This window comes from Pseudomonas sp. B3G-3 (genome assembly GCF_028640915.1).
GTDB classification, from domain to species: domain Bacteria; phylum Pseudomonadota; class Gammaproteobacteria; order Pseudomonadales; family Pseudomonadaceae; genus Aquipseudomonas; species Aquipseudomonas chlororaphis_I.
The window spans coordinates 131,273-148,457 of the sequence record NZ_JAQZAB010000096.1 but is presented as its reverse complement, the minus strand read 5'-3'; the positions used below and the strand labels follow the sequence as shown (position 1 = coordinate 148,457).

Genomic DNA, 17,185 nt, shown 5'->3' with positions numbered 1-17,185 from the left:
TCAAAGCTCTCCTAAATCCCTAAGTTCAGGGAAGAGTTTTTGGGCGTCTCGGATAGCGAGTCGGCTCCCATGTTGTAGCTCTGGAAGCTTCCAGACGTTGCTTTCAATAAAGTCAATGTGCGTAATGGCTATTTGGCGCTGAACCGAAAAATGAGCTCTTCTCGACGACAGAAAATTAACACACCCGTTACATTTTTTTGATGTTGTTGCTCGCGGAGAAGGAGTTATGCCATCAAGCGAGCATTGTGCTTGTGTGGCAAAAAGCTTATGAAGTAGACACCAACCATATTCATGTGGTGTTACTGAGACAAAGTCCCTCGCAATCTCATCCAGGTATTTCTCAAATTCAGATGGTGTCATGTGCAACGTCTGCGGTCTGATGACTGTGTTGATATAAACCGCCATACCGCCGACAAAGTCATTTTCTAAAGTGTTGCGGTCTCGTAGGACTCTGGGGACTAACTCTCTGATGTATTCCTGATTCAAGCGTTGTCCGATTTCTTCATCAAGCTTGTCGGCAGAGTAATTTTTTATCCATTTTAAATTGGCGCCATGCCGAAATACTTGTCGAAGTAACTCTTCAACATTTCCGTCAAAGCGCCTCAGGGAAAACTCCGCAAAAGAATGTCTGAACTGATGGGGAGAGATCTGGGGGTGGATTTGTCTAATATTGATTTCGACTTGATTGGTTGCACGTTCAATAAATTCAAGATAATAATCTTGAAGAAGTCTGCAGAGATGGCTGTGTGACACCTTTCCATTTGGCTTATCTGTGCTGTTGAGAAACGGGAGGGTTGAGAATAGAGGCGTTTCCGTGTCGCGAATATCTGTATAGAAAAGACCGATAAGGGTTTCAAATGCCTCTTCGATGAAATCAGTAACTCCTTGGGTGCTTCGAATGCCATCGTTAGTTTTGAAATTCGGAGTGGTGACGGTTGCTGAGTTACTGCGATATCGAGGAACTGAAATATCACATGCACGAAGAGGTCGGACCTCACCGCCACGTTTGCCCATAATGAATAAGAATATAATATAGCAGGCAAGCATTACTCTCTGATGATCATTCTGTAGGTCGTTGTATCTTGGCCACGGAAAGCGATAGCCAGAGCCGAAAGAGCTTTGAAGCTCATTGTGGAGCGGAATCAATATTAGGCTCTTGCACTCAACTGATTCGCGTGAGTCGCCTCCGAATGGCTGAATTAAATGATCAATGTTGGATGTAAAACGGAATTTCCTAATCTTGTTGTTGTCGGAACCCCATATTTTGCTTACCAAATCTAATCGACCTGTTTCTCTTGTTATTTTGAAGTAAGTGAGCAGTTGCCTTGTTCTAGATGATCGCAATGTCTTAATCGCGTCGACCATCAGTAGGTTAGCCACCACAAAAGGTATAGATCCATAGCTGTTAGCGTTCTGCCAATCTTGAAAGTCAAGATTTAAAGCAGATAAATCCTCTTTCAGGTATCTTGTTATTACGGGCTGGGTTACTAAGCGCTCGGGGCCGTCATTGCACCGGCCCTCTTGGTGGTAGCGATAAAATAACCTGTATGCAGTAATGAGTGTAGTCAGAAAGCCTTTACGGAAAGGTCGCGAGTGAGCTTTCAGGATGATCCCGTCTCCGCTTGGGTTTTGCACTAAAGAATGATACATGGCCGTAGTTACACAGACTTCGAGCGAGGTTTGATCAAGCTCTGATAATTTCTTATGCGGGAAAAGTTTTTCAAATACGGCAAGGAATAGAATTGCTCTATTAGATATCTTGAGAATGCTGGATTTTATGGGCTTTCCTTCGCCGTAATTTAAGTCTTTTAACCATTCATTAAGGACCTGCTTAGCCAGTATGCGCATAACTTGGCTAATCGGTTGAATGGAGAAGTCCAGTTTGTGCTGATAGAGATCGCCATTTCCTTCATAAGATATAGTCCAGAGGTCAGATTCTGGACTATATGAGGAATATATTTCTTGCAAATTTTGAGCGTAAGTAAGTTTTCTCATTTATATCACCGGAGGGAATTTAAGGTCTAACGACTTTCTCAGTGTTTCTCCTGCAGCTTTGATCTCTGCTGGAAAAGATCTTAGCGTTTGAGTCAAGTAGATTAGCTCGCCGAGAAGTGTAGTGCAGGTGTCCGTTCTTTCGGTGGTGATAATTGAGGCTAGGGACTCTTCAAGATGTTCTATGTAACTAGCCATGATTGCGGCAGTGAAGTCTGTTTCTATTATTATCTTTTGCGAGTCATGAAGAAGTTCGCCTGTAATCAATAGGCGATCTTTCTCCGTTAAGGTATCAATCAATTTCTCTATTGTTAGTGCGGAATCATCAATTCCTGATATCTCTTTTAGTTCTGATAGAGATATTTTGTGAGATGATTGTGCCAGTTGGCTAGAAAGAGCCAGCGCTGTTTTGAAGCGCTCATCACCTACTCTTCGGATGAATGCATCCACAGGCTCTACAATCTCAGAAACCTCGGCGGCCATGAATCCATCTTTGTATATATGCCTTCCAGTTGCAACGCTATGACCCATGGCCCGAGAGTTAATCTCCGAATGAAGCTCGGTTTGATTGGTCTCTAGCTCTTTTTCAAGCACCAGGCTTTGTGAGATGGGGTCTGGGGGAAGGCGTGGGATTTTTTGTGCATCTGGTGCGAGAATTCTATTTCGGAGAATCTCAATGAAGGCCCGTGCCTCGTTAAGATGGTCGTCGTTCTCTGAAAGGAACGTCTCCTGCCACAGGGTTCCCTGAGTAATAAGAATTCGAAATAATACATATGTTTCGAGTCTCATATCAGTGGAGAGGTTCCCTTGAAGTGCTGCACTCGAGTTGGCAATCAAAAAACCCTCCTTATTGAAATTGGCAATGGTCTCCTTTGCCAAGATGCAAGTCTTCCGCCATTCTGAGTAGGTGTGAAAAGGAGGGTGGTGCTTTTTGTATATCTGACTTCTAACAACAGCTCTTTTGATCCCGCCTGAATGGCCTTTTCTAAGTTTCAGGGAAATGAGTTGAAGTGTTTTTGGTTTTTCTTGCTCATCAAACTCGAGGCATGGAATTTTCATTGACTTGATTCCACTGCTTTGAATACGCTCAGTGGATAAGAGCCATACGAACAGAAGCTTCTCAATTGGTGTGTGTCTGATCCAGTTGATTCCCCATAAGTGGGTGCTGGGACGTTTGGCAAGCCTTGCAGCGTGATAGACCGGTCGAAGAACTCTCCATGCTATGTCTTTCTGGCCAAGACCTTTGGCTGACACCCTGACAATCTTGTGTTTGTGGTCTAAATATCGGCCTATAAACAGATCTCTTGCCGGCTCAGTAAAAAGATGCACAGACTCCTCGTCGCCGTAGTCAAGCGAGTGCCTTCGGAACTTTTTGTCGTTATAGAAATGCCATTCTGTCAGAAGTGGGTCGCTTTGTATTAGGCACCATTGAGCATAGGCAGGATCTGTTAACCTACGGCCTTCTGCCGCCATTGTATAAGCATAGTTAGGGTATAGCTTCTCTATCTCTATTTCACTCAAACCTGAACAGCGGCTGATAGCATCTTTGACCTCAGGCAAGGATATGATCCTTTGCCTATAATCAGATATTTTGTTAAGAAGCCACATTGCTCCAAGTCGAATGCCGTTGAGAAGTTGGTTGTTTGTATATTTTTTGTGGCTTATTCCTAGGTACCTGCCTAGCGCAGGATTCTTCTTTCTGTTTTCAGATTTTACTTGAATCTGGTTTGTGGCTTGAATAATTTCGCTAACACTTTTAGGCCTCTTTGATGCTTCCGGATATTTTTCTTCAATCGCCCTATAAAAAATTTTTCTCAAGATTACTGCGTCATGCCGTGTCGCTCCAGGGCTTTTATTATTTTTTAGATGACTTAAGAATCTTAGAATAGCTTGGGGTAGCGATAGCAAATTCTCATAATTCTCTTCTAAAAAGTCGAGGAAGTACTTTGCTGTGCCACGGGCTCTTACTCTGGTGGTTCTAGATGGGTTTTCGTACCAGTGGTACTTTGTAGTAAAGTAATCTAGGACTAGAGGTAAGTCGGGGTTTTCACGAAGCTGCCTTGGGATGGATAGTATCTGATATAAGTATTCGCTTCTTTCTACAATTACTTCAAATTTAGATATTCGGAAGGTATTAGGGGCCTCGAGGATGATTTTGCCTTCCTCAATTAAGGAATTTATAAGAAGGCTATCTGGGTCATTTGGTGGGTTGCGCTTATGGCGATTATGCATGTTTCAACCCTTTAAAGTGCATCATGCGCATATCTCTGAGAATCTTGCTTCTATTGCTTAAGAGCGCCTCAAAAAAAATGTAACCCATGGTGGTTTCAATGTTGTCATGGCCCATTCGGCGAGGAACAACCACATACGGATCTACTCCGTATTCATGGCACGTCTTCACTAGATTTGTGGCAAAGCTTTTCCTCAATGCGTGATAGCCTTGGTGCCCTTTTCGCGTCAAATCTGAAAGTTTGTGTGCTTTTGAGAACGCATAGGAAGCATGTTTTTCATTCAACAGAGGTTCTCCACTTTCACGGCATATCAAGGGACAATCAGTACTTGCGAAAGTATTTGGGAAACGTCTGATAAATTCGCTAATTTCATTGCATAGTCCAGGTGGTATTTCAAGAGGCCTGAGCTTGTTTCTCTTTCCAACAAGGTTGTAAGTGGCTGTCGCCCAAATACCTTTATTTTTCTTTTTTGCGTGTTCTATCGATGCTAATAAAATGCTTGCTTTTATCCTTAACGTTTCACATGCTCTGGTTCCGCTCAAGTAGCCGAGTTGGATGCAAATTTTATCCCTTGCGGATAGAAAAGGAGAGTTAGAGTAAACGTTTGTAAGTAGTTTTTTATAGTTTTCGGTTGTGATGTAGCTTGAATGATGACTGTGCTGAGAAGCTGTGAAAGCTGAGTAATTATCTAGGGTTTCAACGAAATATTTCTTATATTTCCAGTTGAACTTGTTCTCTGTGGAGAGATATCCCTTATCAAATAACCATTTGTAGAACTTCTTGAGCGAAGATACATGTCTTAAAATGCTGCTTTCATTGAAGCCCCTTGCTTGAATTAGATCGCCAACAAAATACCCGCTCATAATTGAATCATTCACGAAACTCCAGCCCCCCATGGGGGCGCTCATTCGTGCAAAGCTAAGTAGGTCACTGGCATATGCTCTGCAGGTATTAGCATCGAACTCTTTAGCTATTTCGATAAGGAAGAGATTTTCGTGCCAGAGAGGCATGCCGTTTTCATCAATGATGAGGAAAACATCAATTAAAATAGGATGTTGGGTGACGGTAGATCGCGCAATGCAGCAACCCGGGACTTTGATTACTCTCATCTCGGTGACCTCTGCCTTGGTTGTAGATGAGGCTGTCAACAAATCGTGTTAAGACGAGAATAGTCGATAAACAACCATCCTTCGGGCGTTTCCGAGCCGAGCCAGGCGGATCGGGTGCTGACCCGCAGGCTCACGGAGGCGCTGGACCTGGTGGATGTGCGCGTACTCGACCATTTCATCGTCGGCGAGGGCGAGCCGCTGTCGATGGCCGAGTACGGCTGGATGTAGAGAAGCAGCGACAAGCTTCCAGCGGCAAGCTGCAAGTTAAAGCGGTACGAGGACTGCTCTGAACTTGCAGCTTGTAGCTCGCCGCTTGCCGCTGCTTATCTGAGGCTGACCTTCGAGTAGTCCTGGCGACCGAATGGGCTGGCCTGATACCCATGGACATCCTTGCGCGTCAGGGCGAAGGCGGTCGGATGGGCCAGCGGCAGCCACAGGGCCTGCTGCTGGATCTGGGTTTGCGCCTGCTGATAAAGCTTGCTGCGCACGCCCTGCTCGGTGGTGGTCTTGCCAGCGGTGATCAGCTTGTCCAGGCCCGGGTCGCAGTAGCGGGCGAAGTTGGTCCCGGACTTCACTGCCGCGCAGGTGAACTGCGGGGTGAGGAAGTTATCCGGGTCGCCGTTGTCGCCGGCCCAGCCCATGAACAGCAGGTCGTGTTCGCCGGCCTTGGCCCGACGAATCAGTTCGCCCCATTCGATTACGCGGATCTCCGCCTGGATCCCGACTTCCGCCAGGTCTGCTTGCAGCTGTTGCGCGCCCAGGCTCGGGTTGGGGTTCAGCAAACTGCCGGAAGGGCGGGTCCAGATTGTGGTCTGGAAGCCGTCCTTCAGGCCGGCCTTGGCCAGCAGCTGGCGCGCTTTCGCCGGGTCGTGGGCGTAGCCCGGCAACTCCTTGGCGTAGCTCCAGGTGTTGGGCGGGAAGGGGCCGTTGGCGGGTTCCGCGGTGTTTTCGAAGACCGCTTTCAGGTAGTTGGCCTTGTCAAAGGCGAGGTTGATGGCCTGGCGCACTTCAGGTTTGTCCAGCGGTGGGTGCTGGCTGTTGATAGCAACGAACGCAGTCATGAAAGCCGCGGTTTTCTCGACTTTGAGCGCAGGCTCTTCAAGTGCGGCGGTCACGTCCAGCGGCTTGGGCGACAGGGCGATCTGGCATTCGTTGCGGCGCAGTTTCTGCAGGCGCACGTTGGCGTCCGGGGTGATGGCGAAGATCAGCGAGTCCACCGCCGGCTTGCCGGCAAAGTAGTCGGGGTTGGCCTTGTAGCGGATCGAGGCGTCTTTCTGGAAGCGGCCGAAAACGAAGGGCCCGGTGCCGATCGGCTGGCTGTTGAGCTTGTCCTGGGTACCGGCCTTGAGCAACTGGTCGGCGTATTCGGCGGAGTAGATCGACGCAAACCCCATGCTCAGGGTGGCGAGGAAGGTCGAATCGGCGTGGTCGAGGGTAAAGCGCAGGGTCAGCGGATCCAGGGCGTCGATCTTCTTGATCAGCGCCGGCAGTTGCAGCGACTGGGCATGGGGATAGCCGCTCTGCGCCACTTTATGCCAGGGGTTGGCCGGGTCGAGCATGCGGTCGAAGCTGAACTTCACGTCTTCGGCAGTCAGCTCGCGGCTCGGGTTGAAGTACGCGGTGCGGTGAAACTTCACTTTCGGGTGCAGCTTGAACACATAGGTCAGGCCGTCGGCCGAGACTTCCCAGCTGTCGGCCAGGCTCGGTACTACCTTGCCGCTGCTGGCGTCGAACTCCACCAGACGATTCATCAGCACATCGGCCGAGGCGTTGGTGGTGGTCAGCGAGTTGTACTGCACTACGTCGAAACCTTCCGGGCTGGCCTCGGTGCACACACTTAATGCGGCGGCGTGGGCCAGCGGGCTCAGAAGAAGAGGGGCGAACAGGAGCGGGAGGGCAGCGAGGCGCATGTTTGGCTTCCTTTGCAGATCGAAGGCCCATCTGCGAGTGCAGTCTGGAAAAGGCCTACCCTAGTGGCCTCGCTGGAAAATGACTATCCCCTTTTTGGGCCTGCGGACCGGAAAGGTTTGCGTTTATTGCTGCGCCAAGCCTCTCTGCGGCCAGTTGCCATGGTCACATTAGGCATAAATTGACAGAGTTTTTTCCATATATTGACCTGGAGTGACCGGCGCAGCGGCGGTTCATGCTGGTTTTGCCGTTTGTTTCGTCCACGGAAAATTTATTCTGCGACGAGCGGTCAGTCATGGCCCCAGCCCTTGGTGCAGGCATCCGGAGCAAGAAAACAGGGAGTTTTCGAAATCCAAAGCACACCGGCTGTTGTTGCTACGGGGTCTTTCTGGTATAAAGCAGCGCTCTTTTCTAGGGGCCCGGTTCCTTCGCTTGTAGGTGTAGCCGGTAAGACCCTAAAGAAACGCGGCGCCTGGCGCCAAATGACTGAGAGATTAAGCGGCCAACCCATGCCGGGTTGGGCATGTGGTTTTAGAGGGCTGAGGCATGTCGAGAGTCTGTCAAGTTACCGGTAAGGGTCCGGTGACTGGGAATAACATTTCCCACGCAAACAACAAAACCCGTCGTCGTTTCCTGCCGAACCTGCAGCATCACCGCTTCTGGGTTGAGTCCGAGAAACGTTTTGTGCGTCTGCGTGTATCTGCCAAGGGCATGCGTATCATCGACAAGCGTGGCATTGATGTCGTGCTGGCCGAACTTCGTCGCGATGGCAAGGTTTAAGGGAGCTAATCATGCGTGAATTGATTCGTTTGATTTCGAGCGCCGGTACTGGTCACTTCTACACTACCGACAAGAACAAGCGCACTACTCCGGACAAAATCGAGATCAAGAAATATGATCCGGTTGTTCGTAAGCACGTGATCTACAAGGAAGGCAAAATCAAGTAATTGATTTTTCTTCTGACAAAAAAACCCGCCTTCAAGCGGGTTTTTTTGTGCCTGCGATTCAGGCTTTCGGTTCGAAGATCACATAGATCTTGCGGCACGGCTCCAGCACCTCCCAGGTGCCGCGGAAACCGGCGGGAATGACGAAACGGTCACCGGCGCGCAAGGTCTTGGCATTGCCCTCGCCATCACGCAGGACCGAAACCCCCTGCACGATCTCGCAATACTCATGCTCGGTGTAGTTCACCGTCCACTGGCCGACCTCGCCTTCCCACACTCCGGCGTTCATCTGGCCGCACGGGCTGTTGTAGTGGTTGAACACGGTTTGCTCGGGGTCGCCCTTGAGGACTTTTTCCTGGGCGGGGCGATACCGCTCGGCCGCAGTGTTGGCCTGATTGAAGTCGACGATGTCCTGGATGCTCATGCTGGTATTCCCCCCTGGTTGTGCTGCGAGTGGCTGGAAAGCCCAAAGTCTATGTTTATTAAAATGAACATAGCAATGGCGTTTGCCCGGCCTCTGTCAAATATATTGAAACTTCGGGTGCCGCTGGTTTAGGGTGGCGAATGCCATGGGCCGAAGCAGGCTGGCCGGGCAGAATTCCTGAAGGTGCCGGCATCGATCGCGTGGCGCCTGTATCCAACAAGAGGAGGACACTCGCATGACCACCCTGACTCGAGCCGACTGGGAACAACGCGCCCGCGAACTGAAAATCGAAGGCCGCGCCTACATCAATGGCGAATACACCGCCGCCGTTTCCAACGAAACCTTCGAATGCATCAGTCCGGTCGATGGCCGTCTGCTGGCCAGTATTGCCAGCTGTGACGCCGCCGACGCGCAACGTGCCGTGGAAAACGCCCGCGCCACCTTCAACTCCGGCGTCTGGTCGCGCCTGGCGCCGGCCAAGCGCAAGGCCACCATGATTCGTTTTGCCGGCCTGCTGAAGCAGCACGCGGAAGAGCTGGCCCTGCTCGAAACCCTGGACATGGGCAAGCCGATCAGTGACTCCCTGGGTATCGACGTTCCGGGCGCGGCGCAAGCGCTGAGCTGGAGCGGCGAAGCCATCGACAAGATCTACGACGAAGTCGCCGCCACGCCCCACAATCAACTGGGCCTGGTGACTCGCGAACCGGTGGGCGTAGTCGGCGCCATCGTGCCGTGGAACTTCCCGCTGATGATGGCCTGCTGGAAACTCGGTCCGGCGCTGTCCACCGGTAACTCGGTGATCCTCAAGCCGTCGGAAAAATCGCCGCTGACCGCTATCCGTATCGCTGCGCTGGCTGTCGAGGCCGGGATTCCGGCTGGCGTGCTCAACGTGCTGCCAGGTTATGGCCACACCGTGGGCAAGGCCCTGGCCCTGCACATGGACGTCGATACCCTGGTGTTCACCGGTTCGACCAAGATCGCCAAGCAACTGATGGTCTACTCCGGCGAGTCGAACATGAAGCGTGTCTGGCTGGAGGCGGGCGGCAAGAGCCCGAACATCGTGTTCGCCGATGCTCCGGACCTGCAGGCCGCGGCCGAATCCGCGGCCAGCGCGATTGCCTTCAACCAGGGCGAAGTCTGCACCGCCGGTTCGCGCCTGCTGGTGGAGCGTTCGATCAAGGATAAATTCCTGCCGCTGGTGATCGAGGCCCTCAAGGCCTGGAAACCGGGCAACCCGCTGGACCCGGCCACCAACGTCGGTGCGCTGGTGGATACCCAGCAGATGAACACCGTGCTGTCGTACATCGAGTCCGGTCATGCCGACGGCGCCAAGCTGGTGGTGGGCGGCAAGCGCACCCTGCAGGAAACCGGCGGGACCTATGTCGAGCCGACCATCTTCGACGGCGTCAGCAACGCGATGAAGATCGCCCAGGAAGAAATCTTCGGCCCGGTGCTTTCGGTCATCGCCTTCGACACGGTGGAAGAAGCCATCCAGATCGCCAACGACACGCCGTATGGCCTGGCCGCGGCGGTATGGACGGCCAATATCTCCAAGGCCCACCTGACCGCCAAGGCGTTGCGTGCCGGCAGTGTCTGGGTCAACCAGTACGACGGCGGCGACATGACCGCGCCATTCGGTGGCTTCAAGCAGTCGGGCAACGGCCGCGACAAGTCGCTGCACGCGTTCGACAAGTACACCGAACTGAAGGCGACCTGGATCAAGCTGTAATTCAAGGGGCGCGGATCTCGGGCATCTGAACAGACGCCACCCCGCGCACCGTTAGCCGATCCATATCGCAGCCGGACTTTCCGCCAGGGAGGTCCGGCTGCGTTGTCTCTGTCATGAAAAAAACCATCCACAGGAGCGTGGAAATGCGCTGGGCAACTTATTTCGCCGTTTTGGCGGCTGTCCTGAGTGTGGGCCTGGCCCTGGGCGTGAGCATGCCGCTGGTGTCGTTTCGCCTGGAGAGCTGGGGATATGGGCCCTTTGCAATCGGGGTGATGGCCTCGATGCCGGCGATTGGCGTCTTGCTCGGGGCGAAGGTGTCCAGCCGCCTGGCGGCGCGCTTTGGCACGGCGGGGCTGATGCGCCTGTGCCTGTGGGGCGGGGCGATCTCCATTGGCCTGCTGGCGCTGTTGCCGAGTTATCCCCTGTGGCTGGTGCTGCGGCTGATGATTGGCGTGGTGCTGACCATTGTCTTCATTCTTGGCGAAAGCTGGATCAACCAATTGGTGGTGGAGCGGTGGCGCGGTCGCCTGGTGGCGCTGTATGGCAGCAGCTATGCCCTGAGCCAGTTGGCCGGCCCGCTGCTGCTGGGGGCCTTGGGCACCGAGCATGACTACGGTTTCTGGGTGGGCGTTGTGCTGCTGGTGGTGTCGCCTCTGCTGCTGATGGGCCGCAGCGGCGCGCCGAGCAGCGAGTCCTGCAGCGTGACCTTCGGTGACCTATGGCGGTTCTGCCGTGGCCTGCCGGCCATTGGCTGGGCGGTGGCGCTGTTCGCCGCGTTTGAAGCGATGATCCTGACCCTGCTGCCGGTCTACTGCCTGCGCCAGGGGTTTACCGAGGACATCGCCCTGGCAATGGTCAGCACCGTGGTGGTGGGCGATGCCTTGTTGCAGCTACCAATCGGCGCCCTGGCCGACCGCATATCGCGGCGCGCCTTGTTCGCCAGTTGTGCGGTGATCCTGCTGCTGTCGAGCCTGGCCATTCCGTTGCTGCTCGACACCCTGCTGATCTGGCCGCTGTGGGTGCTGTTCGGCGCCAGCGCCGGGGGGCTGTTCACCTTGTCGTTGATTCTGATCGGCGAACGCTACCGCGACGATGCGCTGGTGCGCGCCAATGCCCACGTCGCCCAGCTGTGGGGCATCGGCTGCCTGATCGGGCCGCTGGTGGCGGGGGCGGGCAGCCAGTGGATCAGCGGGCACGCCTTGCTGTTGCTGATGGCTGCCGGGGCCCTGGGGCTGATTGTGCTGTTGTTGCGTGAAGGCGCGTTTGGCGCGGTCCAGCCACAAGCTCTGTAGGCGCGAGGCTTGCCCGCGATGAGGGGCTGACAGTCAACATCTTGATTGAATGTAGTTCCGCTATCGCGGGCAAGCCTCGCTCCTACAAGGGCCGGGGTCAGAGCATCCGTTCGAGGCCGATGGTATTGCTCATCCAGGCATTGAAGCGCCGCCACCAGCTGCCCGGCTCGCGGGTCAGGGTGTGCAGTTGCTGGTTGTCTTCGGTGACCCAGACCAGCTTGCCGTCCTGCAGCTTCGCTTCGTAGCTCAGGGCCGGCGCCATGCCTTGCAGCGCCAGGCTGCGAACGCGTTCGGCCAGCTCGGGGCTGTCCACCAGTACCCCGACTTCGGTGTTCCACAGCACCGAGCGCGGGTCGAAATTGAAGGAGCCGATAAAGGACTTCTGGCGATCGAAAATCATCGCCTTGCTGTGCAGGCTGGAGTCCGAGCCAGGATACGACGCGCTGTGGAACAGATGAGGGCCACTGCCGCCGCCATTACCGGGTTGGCGCCGCAGTTCGTAGAGTTTCACGCCGTGTTGCAGCAGCGCCTTGCGATACGGTGCGTAGCCGCCGTGGACCGCCGGTACGTCGGTGGCTTCCAGGGAGTTGGTCAGCAGGCTCACTGCAACCCCGGCGTCGGCGCGCCCGGTGAGGTAGACCAGGCCTGGCTGGCCGGGAACGAAGTAGGCCGAAACCATCATCAGCTCTTTGCTGACGCTCTGCAGCTCCGGTGCCAGCTGGGTGGTCAGCAGCAGGCGCGGGTCGGGCTCGCCGTTGGACAGGACCTTGCTCGGAGCATCCCACAGCGCCTGGTTCCAGGCCCAGATCAGCTCCTTGCGCCAGGTGTTCATGCGTGGCTGGGTCCGATAGGTCTTGAGCTCCTGAAACAGCGCATGGTTCTGTTGCTGCGCCTCGTCCAGCGATTGCTCCAGGCGCAGCCGGGTGTTGGCCAGCTCCCTGGCCGATGGCAGGCGCGACAGAAACTCGCCTATGGGTTTGCTCAGGGCGCTGTTCCAGTACTGGTCGAAACTGTGTCCGAGCTGTTCGGCCACCGGGCCGACGCCGAGGATGTCGATGTCGGTGAAATTCAGGTTGGGTTCGGCGTCGAAGTACTCATCCCCCAGGTTGCGCCCGCCGACGATGGCCGCGCTGTTGTCCGCCAGCCACAGCTTGTTGTGCATCCGCCGATGCTGCAGCGACAGGTTGAACAGGCGCCCCATGGTACGGGTCACGCCGGTGCTGCGCCCCAGGTGCAGGGGGTTGAACAGGCGGATCTGTATCCGCGGATGGGCGGCGAGAGTGGCCATGATCTGGTCCAGGCCGTCGCTGGTGGTGTCGTCCAGCAGAATGCGGATGCGCACGCCGCGGTCGGCGGCCTTGAGCAGTTCGTCTACCAGCATCCGGGTGCTGATGCCGTCATGGACGATGTAGTACTGCAGGTCGAGGCTGCTTTGGGCATTGCGGATCAGTTCGGCGCGGGCCATGAAGGCTTCGCTGCTGTCGGACAGCAGGCGAAAGCCGGAGCGTCCCTGATAGGCCGCGGCCTGGGCCTGGATCGAGCGACCGAAGGCCGAGTCGGCGGCTGGCAGTGCCTGGCTGGGCTCGCGAGGCACATTGAGGCTGACGCAGCCGCTCAGGCACAGCGCGATCAGCATAAGGAAGGCCAGGGCCTGTCGGGATCTCAAGTCAGCTCATCTCGAATCGCTGCGATGGTCTAGCTGTGACGCCGGTTTCACAGGAAAAGGTCAGTCCGTTGCGCACTCTTCAGCCAGCAGCTTGATGGCCGCGGCCCCCACTTTGCGCACGGCCTCCTCGATCTGTGGGGTTGGCTTGGCAGCGTAGTTCATCCGCAGGCAATTGCGGTACTTGCCCGAGGCCGAAAAGATGCTGCCCACCGCAATCTGCACGCCCTGGCCGAGCAGCGCACGGTTCAGGCGCAGGGTGTCGAAGCCTTCCGGCAGCTCGACCCACAGCATGAACCCGCCCTGCGGCCGGCTGGCGCGGGTGCCGGTGGGGAAGTAGCGGCTGACCCAGTCGATCATCAGGTCGCGGTTGCGCTGGTACTGGGTGCGCATGCGCCGCAGGTGCGGCTCGAAATTGCCGCTCTTGAGGAACTCGGCGATGGCGATCTGCGGCTGTGGCGCGGTGGAGCCGGTGCTGATGTATTTCATGTGCAGCACCCGCTCCAGGTAGCGCCCGGGGGCGACCCAGCCGATGCGCAGCCCCGGTGCCAGGGTCTTGGAGAAGGAACTGCAGAGCAGCACCCGGCCATCGTCGTCGAACGACTTGATGGTCCGCGGGCGTGGGTAGGTGTAGGACAGCTCGCCATACACATCGTCTTCGATGATCGCCACGTCGAAGCGCTGGGCCAGGGTCAGCAAGGCCCGTTTGCGCGACTCCGGCATGATATAGCCCAGCGGGTTGTTGCAGTTGGGGGTCAACTGTATGGCCTTGATCGGCCATTGCTCCAGGGCCAGTTCCAGGGCATCGAGGCTGATGCCGGTGAGCGGGTCGGTGGGGATTTCCAGGGCCTTCATGCCCAGGCCCTTGAGGGTCTGCATGGCGCCGTGGAAGCTCGGCGAGTCGACGGCGACGATATCCCCGGGCTCGCAGGTAGCGCGGATGCTGGTGGACAAGGCTTCGTGGCAGCCGGTGGTGATCACCAGGTCGTTGGCGCCGAGCTGGCAGCCGGAATCGAGCATCAGCCGCGCCAGCTGTTCACGCAGTTCGTGCACGCCGTAGATGGTGTCGTAATACAGGCCAGGCATGTCCTGGCGCCGGCTGATGCGGGCCAGCCCGCGCAGCAGGGGCTTGAGGGTCGGGCTGGTGACGTCGGGCATGCCGCGGCCCAGCTGGACGATGTCCTTGCGCGGCACGCTGCGGATCAGCTCCAGCACCTGGTCCCACTGCGAAATCTCCACCGGCCGCTGCGCCGGGCGGCCCACCGCGGGCAATGCCGGCAGCTCGCGACTGACCGGCACGAAGTAGCCGGACTTGGGCTTGGGCGTCGCCAGGCCGCTGTCTTCCAGCACCCGATAAGCCTGTTGCACGGTACTCAGGCTGACCCCGTGTTCGACACTCAAGGCCCGTACCGACGGCAGCCGGTCGCCGGGGCGATAGAAGCCTTGTTCGATACGTGTGCCCAGCAGTTCAGCGAGATTGACGTACAGGGTCATGGCGCAGCCTCGGGGTGATTTAATCGGGTGACCGGTACAGATGGCGCAAAATTACAGGATTCAGCCCGGATAGGGGAAATTCTGTATGGAAATAATAGCGGTGCTTTGAATCTGTAATGGTTTTTAGCACCCGCGCATGATGTCTGCTCATAGCGACCCAAGTAAACAGGAGCAGCAAACATGAACGGCTTGAGCGATGTGCGTCTGTCGTTACACAGTCAGGAACTGGCGGCTGGGCAGGAGCGGGCAGCAGGGGCGACGTCCGCCCGCAATGCGCCGTCCGGCCTCGGTCTCTGGGGCCTGTACTGGCACCGACTGCGTACACGCAAGGCGTTGCTTGAGCTGAGCACCGAACAGTTGCGCGATATTGGCTTGAGTCGCGAACAGGCGCGGCAGGAAGGGCTCAAGCCGTTCTGGCGGCTGTGAAAGCCCCCGCTGATCTGTAGCCGCTGGCGCAGCCTGCGATCGGTTGCGTAGCAACCGCAAAAGGCCGCATCCGATTTCACCGGATGCGGCCTTTTTCATGCCTGCCATGTGGCAGCTACAGGCACCTTCAGACCAATTCTTTCAACCGATGCCAGAGCATCCCCAGCGCCAGCAGGGGCGAGCGCAGGTGCCTGCCGCCCGGGAAGGTGATGTGCGGGACCTGGGCGAACAGATCGAAACCACCGCTCTGTTGGCCGCTGATGGCTTCGGCCAGCAGCTTGCCGGCCAGGTGCGTGGCATTCACGCCGTGGCCCGAATAGGCCTGGGCGTAATACACATTGGGCTGGTTCTTGAGCCGGCCGATCTGCGGCAGGCGGTTGGCACCGATGCCGATCATGCCGCCCCATTGATAGTCGATCTTCACCGCCGCCAGTTGCGGGAATACCTGCAGCATCTTCGGCCGCATATAAGCAGCAATGTCCCGCGGGTCGCGGCCGGAATAATGGCAGGCGCCGCCGAACAGCAAGCGGTGGTCGGCCGAAAGGCGGTAGTAATCCAGGGCCACCCGCTGGTCGCAGACCGCCATGTTCTGGGGCAACAGGGCGTGGGCCAGCTCTTCGCTCAAGGGTTCGGTGGCGATGATGTAGCTGCCGGCCGGCAGCACCTTGCCACCCAGTTGCGGGTTGAGGTCGTTGAGGTAGGCGTTGCAGCCCAGCACCAGGGTGTTGGCGCGCACCGAGCCCTGGGCGGTATGGACCTTGACCTGCGGCCCGTAGTCGATGCGGGTCACGGCCGAGTGTTCGAACAGGCGCACACCCAGTTGCTGCGCGACCGCGGCTTCGCCCAGGGCCAGGTTCAGCGGGTGCAGGTGCCCCGAGCCCATGTCGATCAGGCCGCCGACATAACGGTCGGAACCCACCACACTGTGCATCTCATTGGCTTGCAGCAGGCGGGTTTCATGGCGATAGCCCAGGTCGCGCAACTCTTGGGCATCTTCGGCGAAACCTTCGAGCTCGCGCGGCTTGTTGGCCAGGTCGCAATAACCCCAGGTCAGGTCGCAGGGAATCTGGAAGCGTTCGATGCGCTGGCGGACGATTTCCACCGCTTCCAGGCCCATCAGCTTCATCTGGCGTACGCCGTCCTCGCCAATGATGGGGGCGAACTGCTCGAGGCCGTGACCGACCCCGCGAATCAGTTGCCCGCCGTTGCGCCCGCTGGCGCCCCAGCCGATCTTGCGCGCTTCCAGCAGAATGACGCTGAGCCCGCGCTCGGCCAGCTCGATCGCGGTGTTGAGCCCGGAAAAGCCGCCGCCGACCACGCAGACATCCGCCACCTGCTCGCCGGTCAGCGCCGGATAATCGGGCTGGGGCAGGCTGCTGGCGGCGTAGTAGGAGGCGGGGTGCGAATGGCCTGGCCCCGACGGCTGAACACGGGTGTTCATGTGGATCATCCTGATTCGTGTGTTTGGAAAATTTGACGGAGCATAAGCCGGACCTTTCCGGCGCGGCAACACTGGTCGGCCAGTGCTGTCTGGAACAGGGCTTTTAGGGCAAAATCGCCGCCTCTCCATACTCCCGGTAAGCGCTTCGATGAGCTGCAACAGCCAGAAAGTCCGCATGCTCCGACAGCAGATCCCCTCGTTCGAGTGCGTGCCCGGCTGTCACGACTGCTGCGGTCCGGTCACCACCTCGACCGAAGAAATGTCGCGCCTGCCGCGCAAGACCCGGGCCGAGCAGGACGCGGCGATGGAGGAGCTGAACTGTGTGCACCTGGGGCCCAACGGCTGCACGGTGTATGACGAGCGGCCGCTGATCTGTCGCCTGTTCGGGACCACGCCGAGCCTGCCATGCCCCAATGGCCGGCGCCCGGTGGAACTGATCCACCCGCGGGTGGAAAAGCAGATCCATGAATACATGGCGAGCACCCGGCAGGTGCTGGTCTGATCCAAAGCCATCGCGGGCAAGCCTCGCTCC

The 17,185-nt window shown here is 56.7% G+C and carries 14 protein-coding genes and 1 pseudogene; 7 read left to right on the top strand and 8 right to left on the bottom strand.

Annotated features, from left to right (window positions below; all coding sequences use genetic code 11):
- Genes PVZ80_RS12015 through PVZ80_RS12005 form a run of 3 tightly spaced genes read right to left on the bottom strand, consistent with a single transcriptional unit; the run spans position 1 to position 5,332 of the window.
- Positions 1 to 1,995 (bottom strand): hypothetical protein, encoded by a 1,995-nt coding sequence (locus PVZ80_RS12015; RefSeq protein WP_273863924.1) that lies wholly within the window; start codon positions 1,993 to 1,995, stop codon positions 1 to 3.
- The gene (locus PVZ80_RS12010; protein WP_273863923.1) at positions 1,996 to 4,224 is read right to left on the bottom strand and encodes a hypothetical protein; all 2,229 of its coding nucleotides are present in this window, start codon (positions 4,222 to 4,224) and stop codon (positions 1,996 to 1,998) included.
- A complete protein-coding gene (locus PVZ80_RS12005) occupies positions 4,217 to 5,332 on the bottom strand; it encodes a tyrosine-type recombinase/integrase (protein ID WP_273863922.1) in 1,116 nt (371 codons plus the stop codon). The genes PVZ80_RS12010 and PVZ80_RS12005 overlap by 8 nt, the downstream gene beginning before the upstream one ends.
- Before the next feature lie 69 nt (positions 5,333 to 5,401).
- On the opposite strand from PVZ80_RS12005, the pseudogene PVZ80_RS12000 reads away from it, so the two are divergent.
- Positions 5,402 to 5,560 (top strand): annotated as a pseudogene (locus tag PVZ80_RS12000) (JAB domain-containing protein); the annotation flags it as partial.
- 95 nt (positions 5,561 to 5,655) lie between these two features.
- On the opposite strand, the gene PVZ80_RS11995 reads toward PVZ80_RS12000, so the two are convergent.
- Complete coding sequence (locus PVZ80_RS11995) at positions 5,656 to 7,242, bottom strand: ABC transporter substrate-binding protein (RefSeq protein WP_038635880.1); 1,587 nt, start codon at positions 7,240 to 7,242, stop codon at positions 5,656 to 5,658.
- A 544-nt stretch (positions 7,243 to 7,786) separates the two neighbouring features.
- Between PVZ80_RS11995 and rpmB the strand changes: the two genes are divergently transcribed.
- A complete protein-coding gene (gene rpmB, locus PVZ80_RS11990; protein WP_007921114.1) occupies positions 7,787 to 8,020 on the top strand; it encodes a 50S ribosomal protein L28 in 234 nt (77 codons plus the stop codon).
- Positions 8,021 to 8,031: 11 nt separating this feature from the next.
- On the top strand, positions 8,032 to 8,187 hold the full coding sequence (gene rpmG / locus PVZ80_RS11985) for a 50S ribosomal protein L33 (protein ID WP_003177274.1): 156 nt from the start codon (positions 8,032 to 8,034) through the stop codon (positions 8,185 to 8,187).
- A gap of 58 nt (positions 8,188 to 8,245) precedes the next feature.
- On the opposite strand, the gene PVZ80_RS11980 is transcribed toward rpmG, so the two are convergent.
- Entirely contained in the window at positions 8,246 to 8,608 is a 363-nt protein-coding gene (locus PVZ80_RS11980; RefSeq protein ID WP_016703158.1) for a cupin domain-containing protein, read from the bottom strand.
- Between the two features lie 235 nt (positions 8,609 to 8,843).
- Between PVZ80_RS11980 and PVZ80_RS11975 the strand changes: the two genes are divergently transcribed.
- Together PVZ80_RS11975 and PVZ80_RS11970 are read left to right on the top strand one after the other, a co-directional pair.
- The gene (locus PVZ80_RS11975) at positions 8,844 to 10,337 is read left to right on the top strand and encodes an aldehyde dehydrogenase (RefSeq protein WP_016703159.1); all 1,494 of its coding nucleotides are present in this window, start codon (positions 8,844 to 8,846) and stop codon (positions 10,335 to 10,337) included.
- Between the two features lie 143 nt (positions 10,338 to 10,480).
- Positions 10,481 to 11,629 carry an MFS transporter gene (locus tag PVZ80_RS11970; protein WP_124355523.1) on the top strand — a complete coding sequence of 383 codons (1,149 nt, stop codon included), beginning with the start codon at positions 10,481 to 10,483 and terminating at the stop codon, positions 11,627 to 11,629.
- 97 nt (positions 11,630 to 11,726) lie between these two features.
- Here the strand turns inward: PVZ80_RS11970 and PVZ80_RS11965 are convergent, their stop codons facing one another.
- A complete protein-coding gene (locus PVZ80_RS11965; protein ID WP_173477467.1) occupies positions 11,727 to 13,295 on the bottom strand; it encodes a phospholipase D family protein in 1,569 nt (522 codons plus the stop codon).
- A gap of 60 nt (positions 13,296 to 13,355) precedes the next feature.
- Positions 13,356 to 14,786, bottom strand: a complete 1,431-nt coding sequence (locus PVZ80_RS11960; RefSeq protein ID WP_016703162.1) for an aminotransferase-like domain-containing protein — start codon at positions 14,784 to 14,786, stop codon at positions 13,356 to 13,358.
- 180 nt (positions 14,787 to 14,966) lie between these two features.
- Here PVZ80_RS11960 and PVZ80_RS11955 point away from each other — a divergent pair, with 180 nt between their 5' ends.
- A complete protein-coding gene (locus PVZ80_RS11955) occupies positions 14,967 to 15,212 on the top strand; it encodes a DUF1127 domain-containing protein (RefSeq protein ID WP_016703163.1) in 246 nt (81 codons plus the stop codon).
- Between the two features lie 127 nt (positions 15,213 to 15,339).
- On the opposite strand, the gene PVZ80_RS11950 is transcribed toward PVZ80_RS11955, so the two are convergent.
- Positions 15,340 to 16,653 carry an NAD(P)/FAD-dependent oxidoreductase gene (locus PVZ80_RS11950; RefSeq protein WP_273863921.1) on the bottom strand — a complete coding sequence of 438 codons (1,314 nt, stop codon included), beginning with the start codon at positions 16,651 to 16,653 and terminating at the stop codon, positions 15,340 to 15,342.
- A gap of 148 nt (positions 16,654 to 16,801) precedes the next feature.
- Here PVZ80_RS11950 and PVZ80_RS11945 point away from each other — a divergent pair, with 148 nt between their 5' ends.
- On the top strand, positions 16,802 to 17,155 hold the full coding sequence (locus tag PVZ80_RS11945) for a YkgJ family cysteine cluster protein (RefSeq protein WP_009051553.1): 354 nt from the start codon (positions 16,802 to 16,804) through the stop codon (positions 17,153 to 17,155).
- Positions 17,156 to 17,185 lie beyond the last annotated feature (30 nt).